Source organism: Streptomyces sp. NPDC028722 (assembly GCF_040637655.1).
GTDB lineage: Bacteria > Actinomycetota > Actinomycetes > Streptomycetales > Streptomycetaceae > Streptomyces.
On sequence record NZ_JBEZWU010000001.1, the window covers coordinates 477001 to 498370 of the forward strand.

18 protein-coding genes are annotated in these 21370 nt (G+C 70.8%); 6 read left to right on the forward strand and 12 right to left on the reverse strand.

The features are described 5' to 3' along the window. Positions 1 to 32: 32 nt before the first annotated feature. A complete protein-coding gene (locus tag AB0F03_RS02155; RefSeq protein WP_361985508.1) occupies positions 33 to 2345 on the reverse strand; it encodes a transglycosylase domain-containing protein in 2313 nt (770 codons plus the stop codon). A 177-nt stretch (positions 2346 to 2522) separates the two neighbouring features. On the opposite strand from AB0F03_RS02155, the gene AB0F03_RS02160 reads away from it, so the two are divergent. After that, the gene (locus AB0F03_RS02160; protein WP_361985511.1) at positions 2523 to 2753 is read left to right on the forward strand and encodes a zinc ribbon domain-containing protein; all 231 of its coding nucleotides are present in this window, start codon (positions 2523 to 2525) and stop codon (positions 2751 to 2753) included. A 223-nt stretch (positions 2754 to 2976) separates the two neighbouring features. On the opposite strand, the gene AB0F03_RS02165 is transcribed toward AB0F03_RS02160, so the two are convergent. The 3 genes from AB0F03_RS02165 to AB0F03_RS02175 are packed head-to-tail and all read right to left on the reverse strand — an operon-like array spanning position 2977 to position 7502. Beyond that, a complete protein-coding gene (locus tag AB0F03_RS02165) occupies positions 2977 to 3846 on the reverse strand; it encodes an HAD family hydrolase (RefSeq protein ID WP_361985514.1) in 870 nt (289 codons plus the stop codon). Further along, positions 3846 to 6299: a phosphoribosyltransferase gene (locus tag AB0F03_RS02170; RefSeq protein WP_361985517.1), complete on the reverse strand. Its 2454-nt coding sequence runs from the start codon at positions 6297 to 6299 to the stop codon at positions 3846 to 3848. Before AB0F03_RS02170 ends, AB0F03_RS02165 begins: the two co-directional genes overlap by 1 nt. A 27-nt stretch (positions 6300 to 6326) precedes the next feature. Continuing rightward, positions 6327 to 7502: an HpcH/HpaI aldolase/citrate lyase family protein gene (locus tag AB0F03_RS02175; protein WP_361985520.1), complete on the reverse strand. Its 1176-nt coding sequence runs from the start codon at positions 7500 to 7502 to the stop codon at positions 6327 to 6329. 175 nt (positions 7503 to 7677) lie between these two features. Here AB0F03_RS02175 and AB0F03_RS02180 point away from each other — a divergent pair, with 175 nt between their 5' ends. After that, on the forward strand, positions 7678 to 8448 hold the full coding sequence (locus AB0F03_RS02180) for a TerD family protein (protein ID WP_361985523.1): 771 nt from the start codon (positions 7678 to 7680) through the stop codon (positions 8446 to 8448). 32 nt (positions 8449 to 8480) lie between these two features. On the opposite strand, the gene AB0F03_RS02185 is transcribed toward AB0F03_RS02180, so the two are convergent. From AB0F03_RS02185 to AB0F03_RS02210, 6 genes are all read right to left on the reverse strand, one after another. Then, a complete protein-coding gene (locus tag AB0F03_RS02185) occupies positions 8481 to 9215 on the reverse strand; it encodes a Tellurium resistance (RefSeq protein ID WP_361985526.1) in 735 nt (244 codons plus the stop codon). A gap of 97 nt (positions 9216 to 9312) precedes the next feature. Continuing rightward, positions 9313 to 10452 carry a DUF475 domain-containing protein gene (locus tag AB0F03_RS02190; RefSeq protein ID WP_361985529.1) on the reverse strand — a complete coding sequence of 380 codons (1140 nt, stop codon included), beginning with the start codon at positions 10450 to 10452 and terminating at the stop codon, positions 9313 to 9315. 52 nt (positions 10453 to 10504) lie between these two features. Next, positions 10505 to 11083, reverse strand: a complete 579-nt coding sequence (locus AB0F03_RS02195) for a TerD family protein (protein WP_361985532.1) — start codon at positions 11081 to 11083, stop codon at positions 10505 to 10507. Between the two features lie 97 nt (positions 11084 to 11180). After that, positions 11181 to 11756, reverse strand: a complete 576-nt coding sequence (locus tag AB0F03_RS02200; protein ID WP_361985535.1) for a TerD family protein — start codon at positions 11754 to 11756, stop codon at positions 11181 to 11183. A gap of 138 nt (positions 11757 to 11894) precedes the next feature. After that, the gene (locus AB0F03_RS02205) at positions 11895 to 12353 is read right to left on the reverse strand and encodes a peroxiredoxin (protein WP_361985537.1); all 459 of its coding nucleotides are present in this window, start codon (positions 12351 to 12353) and stop codon (positions 11895 to 11897) included. A 132-nt stretch (positions 12354 to 12485) separates the two neighbouring features. Beyond that, positions 12486 to 12923, reverse strand: a complete 438-nt coding sequence (locus AB0F03_RS02210; RefSeq protein ID WP_356816109.1) for a DUF3052 domain-containing protein — start codon at positions 12921 to 12923, stop codon at positions 12486 to 12488. Between the two features lie 379 nt (positions 12924 to 13302). On the opposite strand from AB0F03_RS02210, the gene aceE reads away from it, so the two are divergent. Both aceE and AB0F03_RS02220 read left to right on the forward strand, forming a co-directional pair. Next, complete coding sequence (gene aceE / locus AB0F03_RS02215) at positions 13303 to 16050, forward strand: pyruvate dehydrogenase (acetyl-transferring), homodimeric type (protein WP_361985540.1); 2748 nt, start codon at positions 13303 to 13305, stop codon at positions 16048 to 16050. A gap of 77 nt (positions 16051 to 16127) precedes the next feature. Next, entirely contained in the window at positions 16128 to 16868 is a 741-nt protein-coding gene (locus AB0F03_RS02220) for a potassium channel family protein (protein WP_361985543.1), read from the forward strand. A 172-nt stretch (positions 16869 to 17040) separates the two neighbouring features. On the opposite strand, the gene AB0F03_RS02225 is transcribed toward AB0F03_RS02220, so the two are convergent. Continuing rightward, positions 17041 to 17349, reverse strand: coding sequence for a small hydrophobic protein (locus AB0F03_RS02225; protein ID WP_356816112.1), 309 nt, complete (start codon positions 17347 to 17349; stop codon positions 17041 to 17043). Between the two features lie 237 nt (positions 17350 to 17586). Further along, positions 17587 to 19203: an MFS transporter gene (locus AB0F03_RS02230; RefSeq protein WP_361985546.1), complete on the reverse strand. Its 1617-nt coding sequence runs from the start codon at positions 19201 to 19203 to the stop codon at positions 17587 to 17589. Positions 19204 to 19316: 113 nt separating this feature from the next. Here AB0F03_RS02230 and AB0F03_RS02235 point away from each other — a divergent pair, with 113 nt between their 5' ends. Together AB0F03_RS02235 and AB0F03_RS02240 are read left to right on the forward strand one after the other, a co-directional pair. After that, positions 19317 to 19943, forward strand: coding sequence for a TetR family transcriptional regulator (locus tag AB0F03_RS02235; RefSeq protein WP_361985549.1), 627 nt, complete (start codon positions 19317 to 19319; stop codon positions 19941 to 19943). A 152-nt stretch (positions 19944 to 20095) separates the two neighbouring features. Beyond that, entirely contained in the window at positions 20096 to 21313 is a 1218-nt protein-coding gene (locus AB0F03_RS02240; RefSeq protein ID WP_361985552.1) for an alpha/beta hydrolase, read from the forward strand. The last annotated feature ends 57 nt before the right edge of the window (positions 21314 to 21370 follow it).

Genomic DNA, 21370 nt, shown 5'->3' on the forward strand with positions numbered 1-21370 from the left:
CTCATTCTGGGGAAGGGGCAGATGGACAGGTCTCAGCCGAGGCCCGTCGCGGCAGACCAGAGGGCGTACGGGACGCTGTTGTCGGAGGTGCCGGCCAGTCCTTGGAGCGGCAGCGGCTCCAGAGACGTGGCCAGGTCGATGCGGTAGACGACGGCCGCGGTGGACACGGAGTCGGCCGTGCCGACGTACCAGGCGGCGGTGTCCTTCTCGGTGGTGCCGGCCTTGCCCGACACCCCGGTCCGGCCGGCCGCCACCTCCGGATGGGCGGTGCGGAAGGAGTCGGTGAGCGCCTCGGTGACCTCCTCGGCCACCTTGCCGCCGACCGCCCGCCTGGCGTGCGGGACGGTCAGGGCGACCGGGGCGCCGTTCCGGGTGACGCGGCGCACCGAGTACGGCTCGGTGTGGGTGCCGCCGGCCGCGAACGTGGCGTAACCGCTGGCCATCCGGATCGCACTCGGCGTGGAGTTGCCCAGCGACAGGGCGGGTACCTGGGGGCCGATGCTGGAGGGCAGCAGCCCGGACGCCTCGGCGGTCCTTCGTACGGTGGCCAGCCCGGCGTCCATGCCGAGCTGCATGAACGGGGTGTTCACCGACCGGGCCATCGCCTCCCGCAGCGTGACCCGCCCGTACGACCTCCCGCCGTCGTTGTGCGCGGCGACCTTCTTGCCGCTGCGGTCCCAGTAGGGCCCCTCCGGGGTGGTGACGGGCACGCCGTCGTCGCCGTCGTACACGGAGTCCGGGGTGACGGGCGTGGCGGGCCCGTCGCGTGACGTGCGGACGCCGTGTTCGAGTCCGGCGGCGTAGACGAACGGCGTGAACGCGGTGCCGGCCGGGACGGTGGTCGCGTTGGAGTCGTTGTAGCCCTGCTTACGGTGGTCCGGGCCGCCGTAGACGGCCAGGACGCGCCCGTCCGCGGCCACCGAGGAGGCGCCGTAGTGCGCGTCCGCCGCCACCTTCGGGTCGTCCCGCTTCGCCTGCTCGCGGGCCTTGGTGACGGCGTCGGTCAGCGCCTTCTCCCGCTTGCGGTCGAACGTCGTGTAGATCTGGTAGCCGCCCAGGTCGAACTGCTTGTCCGTCAGATGCGCGGCCTTCTTGGCGTACTGCGTCGCCAGCTCCACCAGGTAGTCGCTCTGCTCACCGGTGTCGTACAGCGGATTGCTCTTCAGCGGCTCGGGGAACTTCGTGTACCCGGCCCGTTCCCGCGGCGACAGCTTGCCGATCTTGACCATGCGGTCGAGGATCCAGGACCAGCGCTCCACCGCCCGCGTGTGGTTGGCCTTGCTCAGCGTCGGGTCGTACAGACCGGCGCCCTTGAGCAGCGAGGCGAGCATGGCCGCCTGGGAGGCGTCGAGCTTGCCGACGTCCTTGCCGTAGTACGCCTGCGCCGCCCGCTGGATGCCGTAGGTGCCGCGGCCGAACCAGCTGGTGTTGAGATAGCCCTCGAGGATCTGGTCCTTGCTCATCGCGTTGTCGAGCTTGAGGGAGATCATCGCCTCGGTGAATTTGCGGCTTACCGTCTGATTCTGTGTGAGATAAACGTTTTTGACGTACTGCTGGGTGATGGTGGACCCGCCCTCGGTGTCCCCCTGGCCCAGCGTGCGGAACAGCGCCCGGGTGATGCCCTTGGCGGATATGCCCGGGTCCGAGTAGAAGCTCTCGTTCTCCGCCGCGAGCACCGCCCAGCGGACGTCCGGGGGTATGTCCCGCAGCGGCATCGCCTGCCGCTGCACCCAGCCCGTCCGGGCCATGGGCGTACCGTCGGACCAGAAGTACACGTTGTCCTGCTGCGTCGCGTACGAGTTGATATTGCTCGGTATGTCCGTCATCGCGTAGGCGGTCACGAGGAACGCGCCGAGCAGGCCGAACGAGGTCAGGACGGCGCCGAGCGACTGGCGCCAGGAGGGTATCCAGCGCCGCCAGCCGGTCCGGCCGGGGCGCGGGTAGACCGGCTTCAGACGGCGGGCGTACGGGGCCAGGCGGCGCGCGTACGGCGCCAGCGGGGCGAGCAGCGGGGTGAGGGCGGCGACGGCGCGCTCACGGGCGGCGGAGAGGCCGGAGGACAGACCGGCGGAACGGCCGCCCGTGGAACGGCCACCGGAAGAACGGCCGGAAGAACGGCCGGAAGTACCCGCCGGGGTGCCCTCGGCGGCGCGCGCGCCGCGCCGCCGCTCCGCCCGGCCGCCGGCCGGGGCGGACGGCTCGGGCGGCGGCGGGACCCGCAGCTGCATGGTCTCGTCGGCCCTGAGGGCGTCCACTCTCAGATGCAGGGTCTCGTCGGCCTCCCGTGGCTTTTCGCCCCGGCCATCCCCCATGGAGCCGCCCTCCCCCTGCGACGCGTCGGTCACGCCTGCGTCTCCCTCCGCACTAGGTCTTGCTCGCGCGGGTGAGCTGAGCATCCTCGCAACGGCATTCACAAATTATCAGTAACGTTTTCGAATGCCCCGCACATATGCCGGATAGTAAGCAACACTCATGGAACATTGAGATGCCCCCCAGGAGCCCCTGACGACTAACCTGGGCCCATGCCTCGCTACGAGTACCGCTGCCGGACCTGCGGCAACACGTTCGAACTGAACCGCCCGATGGCGGAGTCCGCCACCCCCGCGAGCTGCCCCGCGGGCCACGACGACACGGTCAAACTGCTGTCGACGGTGGCCGTGGCCGGCGTCTCCCGCACCCCCGCCCCGGCCCCGGCACCCCGGGCCGGCGGAGGCGGGGGCGGTGGGTGCTGCGGCGGAGGGTGCTGCGGCTGAGTGGGGGCGGGTGCCAACGGGTGTTGGCCTACAGGCGTTGCCAACATTCGTAGGCCACCACCGGTAGGCCACCACCGGTAGGCCCACAGCCGTAGGCCACCACCGGTAGGCCCACAGCCTTTGGCCAACACCGGCAGGCCAACAGTCGTAGGCCAACACCGGTAGGCCCCCACCGGCAGGCCAACACCGGTAGGCCTACGACTGTGGGCCGACTCCCGTGGGCCTACGACTGTGGGCCGACCGCCGTCGACCCGTGTCCAGCCCGCGCCGCCCCCTCGGCCGCCCGCGCCGTCCCCGCAGCCTCCAGGAACTCCCGCAGGATCCGCTCCCCCGCCAGCACCCCCCGCTCCGGCAGCGCGCTGATGTGCGGCGCGTTCCACGCGGAGTCGGCCAGCTCGCCGTGGCCGGGGCGCCAGCCGCGGTCGGCGGCCAGCAGCAGGTCGGCGTCGAGCAGCGAGTCCCCCGCCGCCAGCGTCAGCTCCGCGCCGGTGCGGCGGGCGACCTCGCGGACGGCCGCGCTCTTGGTGAGCGGCTTCGGCACGGCGTAGATCTTGCGGCCCTGGAGCGAGACCGTCCAGCCCCGGTCCTCCGCCCACACCGCCAGCTCCTTCACCCACTCCTCGGGCAGCAGCTCGCGCTCGACCACGAGGTAGGCGAACAGGTCCTCGGCGATCCGCTGCCGGCGCACCCAGACCGGGTCGGCGGACCTCAGCAGGTGCTCGCGGATCTCCTCCAGCGGCGCGCACTCGTCGGCGAGCCGCGCCTGCACGCCGGCGTGCCAGCCGGCGTCGGTGACCCCGTCGACCAGGAGGTGGCCGCCGTTGGCGCAGATCGCGTACTTCGGCGGCGGCCCGGGGAGGTTGATGCGCTGGTACTGCTTGCGCGTCCGGGTCGTCGTCGGCACGAAGACGGCCGCGTCGCCGAGCTCGGTCAGCAGCCGGGCCGCGGTCTCCGTCAGATAGGACAGCGGCCGTGCCTCGTGCACCTCCACGCACAGCAGCCGGGGCGCCCGTGCGTCCGGCATGGTCAGCGCGAGGGCCGCGGCGGAGTAGATCAGCGTACGGTCGAGGTCGCTCGCCACCAGCACCGGCATCACGCGGTCACCGCCCGGCCGTCGGCACCCGTGGCACCGCGCGTGTACTGGGGGTGGATCAGCCCGACGCAGGTGTACGGCAGGCCGTCGACCTCCTCGACCGGCACCCCGCGCTGCCCGGCGAGCAGCCGGACGTGGTCCAGGTCGGTGCCGGCGCCGGCCCGCGCGAGGATCTTCCACGGCACCCGGCGCAGCAGCACCCGGGTTGTCTCGCCGACGCCGGGCTTGACGAGGTTCACGTCGTGGATGCCGTACTCCTCGCTGATGCGCTCCACGGCCCGCCAGCCGGCCCAGGTGGGCGAACGGTCCTCGGCCATCAGCTCCCCGGCCGCCGCGCCGACGGAGTCCGCGACCTCAGGGAAGCGGGCCGAGACGGCGTCGAGGAAGGCCCCGGAGACGTCGGAGCCGGCGAGTTCGCGGTAGAACTTGGCGCCGTGGAAGTCGTCCGGGCCGACCAGGTCCGCGCGCAGGACGGTGCGGGAGATGAGGCCGGACACCGTGGAGTTGAGGCAGGCGGAGGGGATGAGGAAGTCCTCGCGGGTGCCGTAGGTGCGGACGCAGGAGCCGGGGTCGGCGAGGACGGCGATCTCCGGATCGAAGTCCGTGATGTCCTCCTTCGCCTCGAACTCCTCGACGGCCTGGGCGAGTTCGCGGGTGATGGCGCCCTTGCCGGTCCAGCCGTCCACGAAGACGACGTCCCGGGGGTCGTGGTGGGCGGCGAGCCAGCGCAGTGCGTTGGCGTCGATGCCCCGGCCCCGGACGATGGAGACGGCGTAGTGCGGCAGGTCGAGGCCGTGCCGGAACCGCGCCCAGCGGCGCATGAGGATGCCGACCGGGGTGCCCGCGCGGGCGAGGGAGACCAGCACCGGGCGCGGCGAGCGCTCCGCCAGGACCAGTTCCGTCACCGCGCCGGCCGCCCGGGCGATCCGTGCGGCCGAGGCGTCCAGGGCGGCGTGGAACAGCTGCTGGTACTGCTCGCTGGGCTGGTACTCCACCGGCAGTGACTCGGCGTAGTGCGCCCCGCCGCTCTGGATGGCCTCCTCGCGCTCCTCGGTCGGCGCCTCCAGGGTGACGTCGGAGAGGTCCTGGAGCAGCCAGCCGACCTCCTCGGGCGCGTACGAGGAGAAAGCGGGGCCGCGGAGGGGCTCGGGCAGCATGGCCGGCCTTTCGGGTGCGTGCGGGACGTACGAGGGGACGACCGTGAGCAGGACGTGCGGGACGTGCGCGGCGAGGCGGGCGAGGAGGCCGTCGGGCGCGTGCAGGGCGGGGGTGTCGCCGGCCGAGTCGACCACGGCGACGACGGCGTCGAAGCCGGCGCCGGCGACGTTGTAGGCGTAGCGCTCGCCGGGGCCGTCGGCCGGGTCGTCGTGGGCGGGGAAGACCAGGCGGGTGCGGATGGCGTAGCCGGGGTCGTCGACCGCGAGCACGGGTGAGCGGGTGGTGGTGGAGAACCGCACGTCGGCCGGCAGGAGCCGTTCCAGCTCGCGGGCGAGCCGCAGCGGGGCGTACATCAGCTCCTCGGACCCGAGTACGAGGACGCGGCGGGCGCCGGCGGGCAGGGCCGCGGCGGTGCGGGCGGCCATGGCGGGCAGCGCGGCGTCGAGGCGGGCGCGGTGGGCGGGCGTGAAGCCGTGCCGGCCGCCGTCGGGGAGGCCGGGGGGCCAGTGCAGGTCGACCCGGGCCGTCTGCCCCGGCCCGGGGGTCTCTTCCCGGGCGTGCGGGGGGACGTCGGCGGCGGACGTGAACCGCGCGACCAGCTCCTGCCCCTTCTCCAGCACCCCCTCCGGCAGCCGCACGGTCCCGGACGCGGCGGCGACGAGATCCACCCGCGCCCCGATCTCACCGGCGAACCGTTCCATCCGGGCGGTGTCCTCGGGTGCGCGCATGTCCACCAGCGCGACGACGACATAGCGCCGCCGCGGATACCGTTCGTGCAGGTCGCGGATGGTGTTCAGGACCGTGTTGCCGGTGGAGAACTCGTCGTCCACCAGAACCAGCGGCCCGTCGCCGGACAGCAGCCCGGGATCCTCGGGGAGCAGCAGATGGGACGTGGCGTGGGAGTGGGACTCCTCGAAGCCGCCGGCCCGGGCGACGCCGGCCACCGGCCGGCGGGTGGAGTGCAGGTACGGGGCCGTCCCGAGGCCGTCGGCCACCGCGTGGCCCAGCCCGGTCGCGGTCTCCGCGTAGCCGAGGACGACGGCGGCGGCCGTCTGCGTCCCGAGCAGCTCCGCGACCCGGCGGCCCAGCCGGAACCCGTGGCCGTGGACCACGGACGGCGTCTGCGGGACGTGCTTGCCGAGGACGTTGGAGACCAGCAGGTGGGCCCGCTTGGGGTTGCGGCGCAGGGCGAGCCCGAGGAGGGCCGGCAGCCCGTCGTCGCCCGTGAGTCCGACCCCGAGTCGCTCGGCGACCCAGCTGCCGGACCAGACCCCGTCGTTCACTGCGTTGTTCATGCGTTCCTTGGAAAGAGGTGGGCAAGGTCAGCCGGGTATGCCGGCGGCGAGCAGCTCCACGAAGCCGACGTCCTCGTTGGCGACGCCGAACACCTCGGCGCGCAGCAGGGTCCGCTCGGCCCAGGCGCGGTGCGGCTTCACCTCGTTCATCTTGTTCGTGTACGCCGACCTGAGGACACCCCCGCCGCCCCGTTCCGGCCGCAGGATGTCCTGGGCGTCGCTGAACTCCTCGTGGCTGACCACGGAGAGCGCGTGGACGGGCAGGACGTGGGAGGGGTGGATGCAGGTCTTGCCGAGGAGGCCGTTGGCCTGGTCCAGGGAGATCTCGCGGAGCAGGCCGTCCATGGCGTGCTCGATGAGCTTCTCGCGCAGCGCGACGGCCTGCATCTCCAGGAAGGGGCTCTGCCGGAGCTGCGGTTTGAACATGCGCTCGGAGACGCGGAAGTACTCCCAGACCGGGCCGGTGACGGTGAAGCCGGTGCCGTCGGCGCGGCCGAGCATGTTCACGACGTCGGCGATCACGGAGGCGACGATCCGGACGTCGTAGGCCGTCATGTCGGGGGCGCGGCGCAGGCCGTAGGAGGAGCAGAAGTCGGTCACGCCGAGGCGGAGGGCCAGGACCCGCTCGCGGTACTTGTCGACCGCGCGGAATATGCCCTCCAGGGCGTCCACGCGGGACTCCAGGTAGAGCAGTTCGGGGGACTCCAGGACCGGCATGGCGAAGAGCCGCCGGCCGGCGGTGGCCTCGGCGGCGGTCAGGGCCTCCAGGAAGGGGACGCCGCGTTCCCCGGTGAACTTGGGCAGCACGAAACCGGACAGCAGGTGCACGGCCGGACCGAGACGCCGTACGAGGTCGGGTATCTGCTCGGGGGTGCGCACCCGGATGAACAGCAGGGGCAGCTCCACGCCGGGCCGGGCGGCGTGCCGGGCGAGGGCGGTGAACTGGTGGACGAGGTTCTCCTCGCCCGCCGGGACGTCCGCGTCACCGATCGAGTCCTCCAGGCACAGCACCATCGAGACCACGCCGTTCCCGGCCTGTGTGACGATGTCGTCGGCCAGCCGGGGCCGGGTGGCCGGGCTGTACAGCGTGGCTCCCAGGGCCGCGGAGAGCAGCCGGGCCGGGGAGTCGGCGGTGAACGCGCACGGCTCCCGGTGGAAGAGGCGCTGACGCACCTCCGGGGTGATGTGCCCGAAATGACGCATAGGACTCCCTCTGGGGTGCGAGCCGAGTCTGTGGATTCGGTAAAGGGTGGCCGGTAATAGTACGTAGGGATCCGTGTCCGGAGTTCCCGGTGGGCATGAATTTCCGGTAACCCGCCCATGTCGGCGCCACGCCCCCGCATTGTCGTGAGCAGGACCGAGAGGGCAGGATGACCGCATGACGCACGCGATGCTGAAGGGGTCGAACGTCCCGCTGGACGCCACCACGGTCCGCGCGGTGCTGTGCTGGACGCCGGGGCAGGAAGTCCCGGACGTGGACGCCTCGGCGCTGCTGCTGGGCCCCGACGGCCGTGTGCGCTCCGACGAGGACTTCGTCTTCTACAACCAGCCCCGGCACCCTTCCGGGGTGGTGTGGCGGCTGGGCAAGAAGCGGATCGCCGAGGGACTGACCGACACGATCCAGACAGACCTGCCCGGTGTCGAACCGAGTGTCGGCCGGATCCTGCTGGTCGCCTCCGCCGACGGTGTCCCCTTCGACCGGGTGCCGGCGCTGTGCATCCTGCTGTACGACGCGGGGGCCGCCGACGGCGAGCCGCTGGCCCGGTTCGACATCAAGCCGGAGACCGGTGCGGAGACGGCGCTGATCTGCGGGGAGCTGTACCGGCGCGGGGAGGGCTGGAAGTTCCGCGCGCTGGGCGAGGGTTACTCGAACGGGCTGAGGGGGCTGGCCACCGACTTCGGGATCTCGGTGGACGAGTCGGAGGGGACGGAGGGGACGGAGGAGGAGCCGGCTCCCGCCGGGCCGGGGTCCCGGCCGCTGCCCCCGGAGCTGCCGGCGTCCGCGGTGCCTCCGCAGGCGGCCTACGGCTACCCGCAGCCGACGCCGCAGACGCACCCCCAGCCGGTGCCGGTGCCTGTGCCGGCGACCGTGGGGCCGGACCCGTACTTCCGGCTGCCGCCGCAGGGGCCGCAGTTCCTCGGGCGGTAGGGGCGGCGCCTACGGGCCCGTCCCCCGCGTGACTACCGGTCCACCTTGGTCTTGTAGCCCCGGCCCCACTGGAGTCCCCAGCCGTACAGGCGGTCCAGTTCGCCCTGGAAGCCGTAGACGAACTTGACCTCCCGGCGGACGACGAGTTCCCCCTTGACGTTCTCGATCATGACCACGGCGCAGGAGCGGGCCTGGGGGTGGCGTTCGTCCAGGCCTATCTCGATGCGGGGGCCGTTGCTCGGGTAGAGGGTGACGATCGCGTGGGTGCGGTCGAAGGCGGGCGTCCGGTCGTAGATGTAGACGAAGACCAGCAGCCGCTTGAGCTCGTCCCGGTGGTCGAGGTTGACGTACATCGTCTCGCCGGACCCCGAGCCGAACCGGTCGTCGCCGCTGAGCTTGATGTACGGCGGCGCGTTGACGTCGCCGAGGTAGCCGCCGAGGGGCTGGACGACTCCCTTGGTCCCGTCGGCCAGCTCGTACAGGCAGCCGAGGTCGAGGTCGACGTCGACCATGCTCTGCCCGTGGCCGAGGATCTCCGGTGGCTTCAGGGCCCGGAAGGGGTGCCGCAGCAGGCTGGGGCGCCGGCCCCCGTCGAAGTCGGAGGTGCGCATCCGCCAGGTGAGGTTGACGCGCAGGTGCCCGGTGGCCGCGTCCTGCTTGGTGAGGGACACCGCCTGGTGCCGTCTGGTGAGCTCGATGGCGTTGGTCGCGTTGCCCGAGTCGAAGTCGGCGGCGCGCCCGCCCAGCAGTCCGTCGAAGAAACCCATTCCCGCCCCCAGGTACTCACGTGCTCGTCCAGACGCCGTCGGGGGCGGCCGACCGCGTCGGCCGCCCCGCTCAGAGCGTTCCTCACCCGCGGGGCTGTCACACCCCGGACGGAACCTCCGCCTTGTCTCCGCTGCCCTCGCCGGCCGCGGCCAGCGCGCGGTTGCGGCGGACGGAGGACCAGAAGGACCAGGCGATCAGGACGACACCGACGAGGCCGGTGATGACCTCGTTGATCTCGTACCGGATGGTGACCATGAGGATGATGGCCAGGGCGCCGATCGCGTAGTGGGCGCCGTGCTCCAGGTAGACGTAGTCGTCGAGGGTGCCCTGGCGGACCAGGTACACGGTCAGCGACCGGACGTACATCGCGCCGATGCCGAGGCCGAGGGCCATCAGGACGATGTCGTTGGTGATGGCGAAGGCGCCGATCACACCGTCGAAGGAGAAGGACGCGTCCAGGACCTCGAGGTAGAGGAACATGAAGAACGCGGCCTGGCCGGCCAGGACGACCGCGGAGCGCTGCTTGCCGGAGCGGGCGGCCTCTTCCTCCTGCTCGTGCTCGCGCTCCTCCTCTTCCTCCAGCCTGTCCTCGAAGAAGCCGGAGAGGCCGCCGACGACCATGTAGGTGATCAGACCCGCGATGCCGGCGATCAGGACCGTCTGGGCCTTGTCGGCGTGGGCGCCGCCGTGCTGGTGGGCCTGGGTGGCGAAGGTGAAGGAGGTGATGAGCAGGACGACGAGGGAGATGCAGACCGACAGCATGTCGACCTTGCCGAGCTTGGCCAGGGGCCGCTCGATCCATCGCAGCCACTGGATGTCCCGGTCCTCGAAGATGAAGTCGAGGAAGATCATCAGCAGGAACATGCCACCGAAGGCGGCGATCGCCGGGTGCGCGTCGGTGACCAGCTGCTGGTAGCGGTCCTTGTCGTTGAGCGCGAGGTCGACGGCCCGCAGCGGGCCCATCTTGGCGGTGACCGCCACGATGACGACGGGGAACACCAGCCGCATGCCGAAGACCGCGATGAGGACGCCGACCGTGAGGAAGATCTTCTGCCAGAAGGCGCTCATCTTCTTCAGGATCCCGGCGTTGACCACCGCGTTGTCGAAGGAGAGCGAGATTTCCAGGACGGCGAGGATCGCCACGATGCCGAAGGCGGTCCACCCCCCGTAGAACACCGCAGCGACCAGACCGAGCGCGGTAATCGCGAACGACCAGCCGAAGGTTTTCAGAAGCACTGGCTACCCCATCATCTGTTGGGGGAGGGTCTCCCCCGCGCCGTACGCGGCTTTACGAAACGTTGACTCCGAAGTCTAGAGCGATGCCCCGGAGTCCCGACGCGTACCCCTGTCCGACGGCACGGAACTTCCACTCGCTCTGGTACCGGTACAGCTCGCCGAAAATCATGGCCGTCTCGGTGGAGGCGTCCTCGCTGAGGTCGTAGCGGGCCAGCTCCTGGCCGTCGGCTTGGTTCACGACCCGGATGAAGGCGTTGGAGACCTGGCCGAAGGTCTGGCCGCGCTCGTCCGCCATATGGATGGAGACCGGAAAGATGATCTTCTCGCAGCGGGTCGGCACCTTGCCGAGGTCCACCAGGACCGACTCGTCGTCGCCCTCGCCCTCGCCGGTGAGGTTGTCCCCGGTGTGCTCCACGGAGCCCTCGGGGCTCGTGAGCTGGTTGTAGAACACGAAGTACTCGTCGCCCAGCACCCGGTTGGTGCCGTCGCACAGCAGCGCGCTGGCGTCCAGGTCGAAGGGGGCGCCGGTGGTGGACCGCGCGTCCCAGCCGAGCCCGATCATGACGTTGGTGAGGTTCGGTGCGGCCTTGGAGAGGGAGACGTTGCCTCCCTTGGCGAGCGTGACGCCCATGATGCTGGTCCTCCCCTGGGTGGTGCTTGCCTGGTGGTGCTGCGCGTCCGGCGCCGCCCGTGGAACGGTGCGGCGCCGGAGCGGGAGCGGATCGGTGTCAGACGTTGACGCCGAAATCCTGGGCGATGCCGCGCAGACCCGAGGCGTAGCCCTGGCCGATGGCGCGGAACTTCCACTCCGGGCCGCTGCGGTAGAGCTCGCCGAAGACCATGGCGGTCTCGGTGGAGGCGTCCTCGCTCAGGTCGTAGCGGGCGATCTCCTGCTGGTTGGCCTGGTTCACGACGCGGATGAAGGCGTTGCGGACCTGGCCGAAGGACTGCTGGCGGTTCTCGGCGTCGTAGATCGACACCGGGAAGACGATCCTCTCGACGTCGGCCGGGACGCCGGCCAGGTCGACCTTGACCTGTTCGTCGTCGCCCTCGCCCTCACCGGTGATGTTGTCGCCGGTGTGCTCGACGGACCCGTCCGGGCTCTTGAGGTTGTTGAAGAAGACGAAGTGCTGGTCGCTCGCGACCTTGCCGGAGTTGTTCAGCAGCAGCGCACTGGCGTCGAGGTCGAAGTCCGACCCGGTCGTGGTGCGCACGTCCCAGCCCAGACCGACGATGACGGCGGTCAGGCCCGGGGCCTCCTTCGTCAGGGATACGTTGCCGCCCTTGCTGAGGCTGACTCCCACGGGTCCTCCATGTGGTGTTCGGGGGCGGGGCCCCGTCGTGCTTCGGATATGGGATCAACGTGCCGATCCTAGTGACGGGTTCCCGCCCCCCGCAGATCATGAGCATGGGGGATCGGCGGTTCCGAGCCGCCGGACGGCTCAGAGGGCGTCGAGCGCCTTGACGTATTCGCCCAGGTCACGGGCGTCGGGCAGGCCGTTGACCACGGTCCACCGGACGATGCCCTGCTTGTCGATGATGAAGGTGCCCCTAACGGCGCAGCCCTTGTCCACGTCGAGGACGCCGTACGCGCGCGAGACCTCACCGTGCGGCCAGAAGTCGCTCAGCAGCGGGTACTCGAATCCCTCCTGCTCGGCGAAGACGCGCAGAGTGTGGATGGAGTCGTTGGAGACGGCGAGCAACTGGGTGTCGCGGTCCGAGAACTTCGGCAGGTTGTCGCGCAGCTCGCACAGCTCACCGGTGCACACGCCGGTGAAGGCGAACGGATAGAAGAGGAGGACCACGTTCTTGTCGCCGTGGAACTCCGAGAGCCGCACGGTCCGGCCGTGGTTGTCCTTCAGCTCGAAGTCGGGGGCCTTGTCTCCGACCTGGATCGCCATCGTCGTGCATCCCTTCGGTGGGCTGTCGGGGGGAGGGCACAGCAAACGCCGTGCTCCACCCTACGCAGCGATCCCCGGGGGGTGCGGACGGGCCGGATGTTCCCGGCCCGTCCGGTGGTGGTGACGAGGCGGTCACCTCTTGGACTTGGCCGCCTTGGGCGTCGCCAGACGGCTGCCGCTCCAGTCCTTGCCGACACTGACGCTCTTGGCCGCGGTCAGGCCGGCCGTCGTCGCGGCGTCCTGGATGTCGCTCGGCTCCACGTACCCCGAACGGCCGGTCTTCGGCGTGAGGAGCAGGATGATGCCGCCCTCTTCGATGTACGTGGTGGCATCCACCAGCGCATCCGTCAGGTCGCCGTCGTCATCACGGAACCACAGCACGACGGCGTCGGCCACGTCGTCGTAGTCCTCGTCCATGAGGTCGCCCTCGATGGCTTCCTCGATGGCCTCGCGGAGCTCCTGATCGACGTCGTCGTCGTAGCCGATCTCCTGGACCACCTGCCCGGGCTGGAACCCCAGCCTGCCGGCAGGGTTCGTCCGCTCCTCCGCGTGGTCCGCGGTCGCGCTCACGGGGTGCCTCCTGATCATGTCTTGGGAATATCTCAGCCACGCGCGTGCGCGAAGCATTGGCCGTAGTCCACACGGGCGGGACGGATCGCGCAAGTACCCGGCCGTCGGGACCGCCGAAACGGTGACGATCCCGGCCGGGTCGCCGCAACTTCTGGCACCGTATCCCGATTCTACGTAACCCACCTCACACCGATGTGCCCCGTTTGTGCCGTTCGGAATCATCCGCAGACACGTCACTCGAACGACTTTGCCAAGCGCGTCACACCCCGGGCGTATCGTTGCGTTTTGACCGGTGCGGATGACGTACGCCTCCCCGAGGTACACGATGGGTCGGCGTAGGCAGGCGCAGAAACTGGCCCTCTCACAGGTAAGGAACAGCGTGGCTTCCGGATCCGATGGTAATCCGATCATCATTGGCGGCCTTCCGAGTCAGGTTCCTGACTTCGATCCGGAAGAGACCCAGGAGTGGCTCGACTCCCTGGACGCCGCCGTCGACGAGCGCGGCCGGGAGCGGGCCCGCTACCTCATGCTCCGTCTGATCGAACGGGCCCGCGAGAAGCGCGTGGCCGTGCCCGAGATGCGCAGCACGGACTACGTCAACACCATCCCCACCAAGAGCGAGCCGTTCTTCCCCGGCAACGAGGAGATCGAGCGCCGGATCCTGAACGCGACCCGCTGGAACGCGGCCGTCATGGTGTCCCGCGCCCAGCGCCCCGGCATCGGCGTCGGCGGCCACATCGCCACGTTCGCCTCCTCCGCCTCCCTGTACGACGTCGGCTTCAACCACTTCTTCCGCGGCAAGGACGAGGGCGACGGCGGCGACCAGGTCTTCTTCCAGGGCCACGCCTCCCCCGGCATCTACGCCCGCGCGTACCTGCTCGACCGGCTCACCGAGGAACAGCTGGACGGCTTCCGCCAGGAGAAGTCGAAGCACCCGGTCGGCCTGTCCAGCTACCCCCACCCGCGCTCGATGCCGGACTTCTGGGAGTTCCCGACGGTCTCCATGGGCCTCGGCCCGCTCGGCGCGATCTACCAGGCGCGGATGAACCGCTACATGGAGGCGCGCGGTATCGCGGACACCTCCCGCTCGCACGTGTGGGCGTTCCTCGGCGACGGCGAGATGGACGAGCCGGAGTCCCTCGGCCAGCTGACCATCGCCGCGCGCGAGAGCCTGGACAACCTGACCTTCGTCGTCAACTGCAACCTCCAGCGCCTCGACGGCCCGGTGCGCGGCAACGGCAAGATCATCCAGGAACTGGAGTCGGTCTTCCGGGGCGCCGGCTGGAACGTGATCAAGCTGATCTGGGACCGCACCTGGGACCCGCTGCTCGCGCAGGACCGGGACGGCATCCTCGTCAACAAGATGAACCGCACCCCGGACGGCCAGTTCCAGACGTACGCCACCGAGTCCGGCGCCTACATCCGCGACCACTTCTTCGGCGACGACCACCGGCTGCGGGCGATGGTCGAGAACATGACCGACGACCAGATCCTGCACCTGGGCCGCGGCGGCCACGACCACCGCAAGATCTACGCGGCGTTCAAGGCGGCCAAGGAGCACCGGGGCCAGCCGACGGTCATCCTGGCCAAGACGGTCAAGGGCTGGACGCTGGGCCCGAACTTCGAGGGCCGCAACGCCACCCACCAGATGAAGAAGCTGACGGTCGACGACCTCAAGCGCTTCCGGGACCGCCTGCACCTGCCGATCTCCGACAAGGAACTGGAGTCCGGCCTGCCGCCGTACTACCACCCGGGCCGGGACACGGAGGAGATGCAGTACATGCACGACCGCCGCCGGTCGCTCGGCGGTTACGTCCCCACCCGCGTCGTGCGCTCCCAGCCGCTGGCGCTGCCGGACGACAAGACGTACGCGACGGTGAAGAAGGGCACGGGTCAGCAGTCCATCGCGACGACGATGGCCTTCGTGCGCCTCCTCAAGGACCTCATGCGCGACAAGGAGATCGGCAAGCGGTTCGTGCTGATCGCCCCGGACGAGTACCGCACGTTCGGCATGGACTCCTTCTTCCCGAGTGCGAAGATCTACAACCCGCTCGGCCAGCAGTACGAGGCGGTGGACCGGGAACTGCTCCTGGCCTACAAGGAGTCGCCGACCGGCCAGATGCTGCACGACGGCATCTCCGAGGCGGGCTGCACGGCCTCGCTGATCGCGGCCGGCTCGGCGTACGCCACGCACGGCGAGCCGCTGATCCCGGTCTACGTCTTCTACTCGATGTTCGGGTTCCAGCGCACCGGTGACCAGTTCTGGCAGATGGCCGACCAGCTGGCGCGCGGTTTCGTGCTGGGTGCCACCGCCGGCCGTACGACCCTGACGGGTGAAGGCCTCCAGCACGCGGACGGCCACTCGCAGCTGCTCGCCTCGACCAACCCGGCGTGCGTGGCCTACGACCCGGCGTACGCCTACGAGATCGCGCACATCGTGCAGGACGGCCTGCGCCGGATGTACGGCAGCTCGCCCGAGCACCCGCACGGCGAGGACGTCTTCTACTACCTGACCGTCTACAACGAGCCCATCCAGCACCCGGCCGAGCCCGCGGACGTGGACGTCGAGGGCATCGTGAAGGGCGTCCACCGGATCGGCGTGGGCACCGGCGGCTCGATCCCGGCGCAGATCATGGCCTCCGGTGTCGCGGTGCCGTGGGCACTGGAGGCGCAGCGGCTCCTCGCCGAGGAGTGGGACGTCAAGGCCGACGTGTGGTCCGCGACCTCCTGGAACGAACTGCGCCGCGAGGCCGTGGAGTGCGAGCGGCACAACCTGCTGCATCCCGAGGAGGAGCAGCGGGTGCCGTACGTGACCCGCAAGCTCGGCGCGGCGGAGGGCCCGTTCGTGGCCGTGTCCGACTGGATGCGGTCGGTTCCGGACCAGATCGCCCGGTGGGTGCCGGGCACCTACCAGTCCCTCGGCGCGGACGGCTTCGGCTTCGCCGACACCCGGGGGGCCGCGCGCCGCTTCTTCCACATCGACGCCCAGTCGATCGTGGTGGCAGTGCTGACGGAGCTGGCGCGCGAGGGCAAGGTGGACCGGTCCGTGCTGAAGCAGGCCATCGACCGGTACCAGCTGCTGGACGTCTCTGCGGCGGACCCGGGCGCGGCGGGCGGCGACGCGTGACCTGAGCGGCCCGGGAAACACCCGAGGGCGGTGGAGCCGACGCTCCACCGCCCTTACGTTCTCTTTACTATGCGTGCATGGAACAACTGTCGGCGCAGGCCCGGTGGGAGCGGCACACCCAGCGGCCGCTGCTGGCGTTCGCGCTCGCGTTCGCCGTCGCCTACGCGGTACCGATCGTGGACGCGTCCGCCGGACGCTCGCTGACGGTCGCGTGCACGGTGGTGGAGTGGGTGGTGTGGGGCGCGTTCGCCGTCGACTACCTGATGCGGCTGGCCCTCACCCCGCACCGCAGGGAGTTCGTTCGGCGCCACTGGCTCGACCTGTGTGCGGTGGTCCTGCCGATGCTCCAGCCCCTGCGGCTGCTGCGCCTGGTGTCCACCCTGCTGCTGGTGGGCCGGCGGGCGCGGATGGCTCCGCAGATCCGGCTTACCACGTACGTCGTCGGGGCCGTGATCGGGCTGCTGATGTTCGGCTCGCTGGCGGTGCTGTCCGTGGAACGCGAATCGCCGCACGGGAACATCCTGACGCTGGGCGACGCCGTGTGGTGGTCCTTCACGACGATGACGACCGTCGGGTACGGGGACCACGCGCCGACCACCGGGCTCGGACGGATGATCGCGGTCGGGCTGATGCTGTCCGGCATCGCGCTGCTCGGTGTCGTCACCGCGAACATCGCCGCGTGGTTCATCTCGCGGTTCGAGAAGGACGACGTGGAGGAACGGCGGCAGACGGAGGCGATCGCCTCCCTGACCGAGGAGGTACGGCTCCTGCGGGCCGAGGTGGCCCGCCTGACCGCGGAACAACGGCAACACCGCTGACCGACGCCGGGCGAGCCGGCACCGCGCTTGACCGGCCCACGCCGACCGCACCCCGCCAGGGGCGCGGGTGGATGTGTGGCCTGCGCGACCAGCCACGACGATCCCGCAGGCCACACATCCACCCGCACCCCTGCGGCGAGGCACCGCCGGCCGCGGTGAGCGCGTCGGCCGTTTACAGCAGGCCGTGGCCCCAGGTCGCCGCGCCCGCCAGGGCGATGATGGCGAGCAGGGTGTCGATCGCGCCCAGGATCAGGGCCACCAGAGCCGGTACGTTGCGGTCGTTGGACCAGGCGCGGCCCATCGACTGCCAACCGCAGAACATCGCGACGGGGCCGAGGACGATGCCCAGCGCGAAGAAGCCGGCCACCGCGCAGATGGTTCCGATGATCCCGAGCGTCGCACGGTCCGGCCCGGTCCGCTGCCACGTCCGGCCGCGGGACCGGGGGTACCCGCGCGTTCCTTGCCCGAAGCCCGCCATCATCAACTCCCTGAGGTTTACTGGACAGTTCGGCTTCGGTGTGCGGGTACCCCGGTTCCGTCCCGGCAGACCTGCGCGCGCCACCCCCTCCGGCAGCGCGCGCCGCGGCCCGGCCGTCCCTCCAGGTCCTGCGGAGGACTTGACCCACTGTGACCTGCGGCGCGCGCCGGGAGCGAGGGATCTTGAGCGGGGTCACCCTGACAGGGGAACCCCGCCGAGAAGTGGAGCGGTGAGCGGGTCTCAGATGTGGCCCACGCCCGCGCCCGCCTCCGCGTTGTCGCCCCGCTTGGTGAGCAGCGCGACCAGGACGGCGACCGCCGCCACGCCGGCCGCGACCAGGGAGGCGCGGCTCATGCCGGAGATGAAGGTGTCGTGGGCGACTGCCGTGATCTTCGCGGCGACCGGCTCCGGCATGCCCTTCGTCACCGGGGCCACGCCGACCTGCACCGCCTCGGAGGCCTGGCCGAGCTGACCGGGTGTCAGCTTCGGCAGGCCGGCGTCGGCCCAGTTGCCCGGCAGGTCGCTGTCGACCTTGGAGGCCATCACGGCACCGAGCACCGCCGTACCGAGGCTGCTGCCGATCTGCATGGCCGCCTGCTGGAGACCGCCGGCCACGCCGGACAGCTCCAGGGGGGCGTTGCCGACGATGACCTCCGTGGCACCGACCATGACCGGCGCGAGACCGAGGCCGAGCAGGGCGAACCAGAGGGACATCAGCGCGCTGCCGGTGTCGACCTCGAGGGCGGACATGCCGTACAGGGCGACCGCGGTGACGGCCATGCCGCCGGCCAGTGGGATGCGCGGGCCGAGCCGGGTGATCGCGGCGCCGGCCAGCGGGGAGCCGATGATCATCATGCCGGTGAGCGGCAGCAGGTGCAGGCCGGCGTCGACGGGACTCATCCCGTGGACGTTCTGGAGGTAGAACGTCACGAAGAACAGGCCGCCCATGAACGCGATGGCCATCATCACCATCAGCACCACGCCCGCCGACAACGGCACGGAACGGAACAGGCGCAGCGGGATCAGCGGTTCCGCCACCCGCGTCTCCCAGAGGGCGAAGAGGACGAACAGCACCACCGAGACGCCGAGGAACAGCCAGGTCCGGCCCGCTCCCCAGCCCCACGCCGGTGCCTTGATGAACGCCCAGACCAGGCAGAACATCGCGCCGGACAGCAGGGCGATGCCGAGCAGGTCGAAGGAGCGCGGCGCCTTCTCGGCCCGGTGGTCGAGCAGGATCATGCTGCCGAGGAGCAGGGCGAGGGCACCGACCGGCACGTTGATGAAGAACACCGACTGCCAGTTGACGTGCTCGACGAGGACGCCGCCGAGGATGGGGCCGCCCGCCGTCGAGGCGCCGATCACCATGCCCCACACGCCGATGGCCATGTTGAGCTTCTCGGCCGGGAAGGTGGCCCGCAGCACGCCGAGCGCGGCCGGCATCAGCAGCGCGCCGAAGAGCCCCTGGAAGACACGGAAGGTGATGACCGCGGCGATGCTGCTGGAGAGCCCGATGGCGCCGGAGGCGAGGGCGAAGCCGCTGACCCCGATGAGGAAGGTCTGCCGGTGGCCGAAGCGGTCACCGAGCTTGCCCGCGGTGATCAGTGCGACCGCGAGGGCGAGGAAGTAGGAGTTGGTGATCCACTGCACGTCGGCGAAGGACGCGTGCAGATCGTCACGGATGGCCGGGTTGGCGATGGCCACGATGGTGCCGTCCAGGGCCACCATCATGACCCCTACGGCGACGGTGATGAGGGTGAGCCACGGGTGGCCACGCAGGCCCGGGGCCGGGGACGGTCCCGACGGAGCGGGCGCCTTGTCACCCGGTCCCGTCGAGTCGATGGCGGTCTGACTAGTCATACCCCGAGATTAGTGACAGCAACTGACAGTTGACAAACCCATTCACAAGACGGTTACTGACATGTCGCCGCCGGATAGGCTGAACAGGCCGGACGTACACGGAAGAGAGGCCCATGGAGACGCTGCGCGAACGCAAGAAGCGGCGTACCCGGGAGGCCCTGCTGCGGGCCGCTCTCGAACTGTTCACCACACAGGGGTACGAGCAGACCACCGTCGACGAGATCGCCGAGGCCGTCGACGTCTCGCAGCGCACCTTCTTCCGCTACTTCGCGGGCAAGGAGGACGTGGCGTTCGCCGTCCAGAAGACCACCGAGGCGGCCTTCGTGGCGGCCGTCCGGGCCCGGCCGCCGCAGGAGGCGCCGATGCAGGCGCTGCGGCAGGCGTTCCTGGAGGGCTGGGACGCGATCCGCGAGACCGTCGCGTCGGCCGTCCCGGTCGAGCTGTACCTGCGCATGTACCGCACGATCGACTCCACACCCGCGCTGCTCGCCGCCCATCTGCGCAGGTCGGCGGCGACGGAGGAGACCATCGCGCGGGTGCTGGCCGAGCGGGAGGGCGTCGACGTGGACGCCGACCCCCGGCCACGGCTGGCGGTGGCCGTGTTCGGCGGGGTGATCAGGGTCTCCGAACGACAGTGGTGCACCAGTGAGGACTTCGGCCTGGAGTCGATCCGCACGCTCACCGCGTCCTACCTCGACCAGCTGGGTTCGGCGCTCACGGGGAACTGGCGCGCCGGCTGAGAGCGCCGGCGGTGACCGGCGGACCGGCGGACCGGCGGACCGGCGGCAGAACGTCGGCGTGGCGCCCGGTGCCCGCTGAAACGTGGCCGGGCACGTGATCCCTGTCACTCGGTTACCGCGAGACCCTCCCGTTCTCCTAGTGTGTCCTCCCAGTGACTTCCTTCGACACCTCCCCGAAATTCCACGTCTGGCGCGCGCTGCCGGCGCTGGCCGTGGTGTTCGTGATGCTCGCGACCACCGGCTGGACCGCCATGCGCAGCCACCGGGAGTCGACGGCACTCCAGGCCTCGCTCGCCCAGTGGGAGCACGGCAGCATCCACGGCCGCCACCTGCCGGACCCCGGGTCCGGCCCGGCGCGCCTCGGCCGCTTCTTCGCCTCGCTCACCCCGCACGAGCGCGACCGTCTCGCCCACCGCTACCCGCTGGCGGTCGGCAACATGAACGGCGCCCCCGTCCCGCTGCGCTACCGCGCCAACCGCGTCGCGCTGAAGCAGGCCCGCGGGGTGGAGCGGAAGCGGATGCACGACAGCCGGCTCAGCACGGCCGGCCAGCAGGACGCGGGCCACCGGATGCAGCGCTACACGTCCCTGCTGAGCCCCGACCGGCACATCCTGGCCTTCGACCCCGAGGGATCGGGCCGGGTCGCCGAGGTGTTCGGCGACCTCGACAGGGCGCAGCGGGTCTCGGTCGTCGTCCCCGGCGTCGACACCGACCTGCTCACCTTCCAGCGGACGTACCGCAGGTACAGCGCCCCGGTCGGCATGGCCAAGGCCCTGTACGCGGCCGAGCGCACGGCTAGCCCCACGACCGGTACGGCGGTGATCGCCTGGGCCGACTACACCGCTCCCGACGGGCTCGGCGTGGACGCGGCCACCGGCCTGCGCGCCGAGGAGGGCGCCGTACGGCTGAACGCGCTGCTGCGCGCGCTGCCCGGCCGGGCCCCGGTGTCGATGTTCTGTCACAGCTACGGCTCCGTCGTCTGCGGGGTCGCCGCGCACGGCATGCCCGGCCGGGTGGCCGACATAGCCGTGGCCGCGAGCCCCGGCATGCGGGTCGCCGCGGCCGGCCGCCTCGGCACCACGGCCCGGGTGTGGGCCATGCGGGACGCCACCGACTGGGTGCAGGACGTGCCGTACCTGGAGCTGGGCGGCCTCGGTCACGGTGCCGACCCGGTGTCCGCGGGGTTCGGCGCGCGGGTGCTGTCGGCACGGGACGCGCAGGGCCACAGCGGTTACTTCCAGCCGGGCACGGACAGCCTGCGCAACCTCGCCGACATCGGCGTGGGCGCGTACGACGGGGTGACGTGCGCACAGGAGAACGACGTGTGCCGGTCCGGTCTGTCCGGCACGACGACGGCCGGACGCGCGTAGAGACAGCAGGAATTGCGGTCTGCGCGGGTGGCGACGGAGGAGCACGTGCCGCATACG